2 pseudogenes are annotated in these 1,881 nt (G+C 63.1%); both read right to left on the reverse strand.

What is annotated here, in order from left to right:
* Positions 1-302 (reverse strand): annotated as a pseudogene (locus NKJ77_RS32305) (transposase); the annotation flags it as partial.
* Positions 303-625: 323 nt separating this feature from the next.
* Positions 626-1,787: pseudogene (locus tag NKJ77_RS32310) on the reverse strand (IS110 family RNA-guided transposase).
* Positions 1,788-1,881 lie beyond the last annotated feature (94 nt).

Below are 1,881 nucleotides of genomic sequence, written 5' to 3' on the forward strand. Positions count from 1 at the left end.
TCGATGCCGGCACGGAAGTTGCGCAGCTTGCGATACACCCAGCGGCTCTTGACCATGTCCTCGATCTTGATGCCGCATTTTTTGTGGAAGGCCATGTCCTTCACGCCCCAAGCCTTGGCCTGGATCAGATTGGCGCGGCTAGCATAGCCGCCATCGGCGGCCGCCTGACGTGGCGGCTCGCCATATCGGTCGATGTGGCGCTGAAGCATCGGCAGCAACCGCTCGCTGTCGGCCGGATTGCCGGCTTCGACGATGAGGTCGAGAACCATGCCGCTCCTGCCCGTCGTCAGGTTGAGCTTATATGAGGAAGGTAAAGACGGAACGGGTGTGTCAGGGCAACATTTCTTCACCTTCTCGATGTGTTGCGGAATCCATGATCTGAGCCCGATGGCATGACGCGGCCCGTTTATCCGAGCCCAATCCAACTTATATACGGTCGCTGCTCGAAACAGCGGCACCAACATCCCGCTTGCGGCGGGTACGGGCTCAGGAGGACTGGACCATTCTTGTGGCGGGGCATTTCAGGCCATCCCAACCTTCGGTTCGTCCACCTGGATCCGCCAGGACTGATCAGGCCCTGGAAGAAGTGCTTAGTTCACATTCCATGGGTGAGCGGCAATCGGCATCAGGCGCTCTTCATGACCGCCCCCTCGATGACGACGCCGGCGTTGACGTATTTCCACAGCGCCACGAGTAGCTTGCGGGCGAGCGCCACAATCGTCGCCTTCTTGAGGCGCCCGCCGTTCTGCTTCACCCGCTCCTTGAACCACAAGGAGAGCGCCGATTGCGATTGATGGCGCAGCCATAGCCACGCGAGCTGGATCAGCGTAGTTCGCAGCCTTGGATTGCCGGATTTCGAAACGCCCTGGTCGTGTGAGACGGAGCCGCTTTGCCAGGGGGTCGCCGCCAGGCCGGCGTAGGCGGCCAGCTGTCGTCGGTTGTCGTAGTGCCGCGACAGGCCCTCCGTCCACAGCACGGCGGCAAACTCCTGCCCGATGCCCTTCAGGTCGAGCAGCATGGCCGGGGCTGGCGAGGCACTCTGCTCGGTCGCAAGCATGGCGTCGCGCTCGGCCTCGACCGCCTTGATCTGTTCCATCAGCAGCTCCAGCCGTTCGAGTTCGCGATCAATCTGCTGCTTCAGATGGTCCGGCAGCGGATGCCCGTCGCCGGTCTTCAGCGCCTCAAGGCACCTGCGCCGATCGCGCCGCAACGGCTCGTAGCCGGAGACACCCTGTGCAAACAGCAGGCCTTTGATGCGGTTGACATGGCGGGTCCGCTCGTTCGTCAAGGCCTTGCGCTCACGCGAGAGGCGGCGGCGGTCCTCTTCCTCGGGGGTGGGCACCCGCAGCATGGCGCAGACGCGCGGCTCGCCCCTCTTATAGGCGAGCAGCGCGCGCACCAGCGCCTCGCCGTCGATCTTGTCGGTCTTTGCCTGACGCCGCCGGCGTGAGGTGGCAATCGAGGCCGGATCGACGACGTGGCTTTCGATTCCTTCGGCCTGCAGCACCCTGTGGATCCAAAAGCCGTCGAGCCCAGCCTCTTGGACGACTATGATCGGAAAGCATTTCCCGGTCCGCGCCTCGGCCTTCCGGTTGAGCTCGGCAAACCGCGCCAGCATGCCGACCACGTCGCCGGCCGCCACTGCGTGTTTCGACATCTTCTCGCCAGCGCCCGGCGACAGAGGTGATCAGCCATTTCGAGCGGCTGAGTTCCAACGAGACGAAAATTGCGCCAAGATCAGTGCGGATGGCGGTCAACGCATCGGGTCGGTGTGCTGCAACGGGCATGCTCGGCCTCCAAGGTAGGGTGTCTAGGGTTTAGCAACCTCACCTTTGCCACAGCGCAGGTCGCTATCCACCCTCCTCATAGGATCTTGTGGCC

The sequence above is a fragment of the Mesorhizobium sp. M0052 genome (assembly GCF_040323255.1).
Lineage (GTDB): Bacteria > Pseudomonadota > Alphaproteobacteria > Rhizobiales > Rhizobiaceae > Mesorhizobium.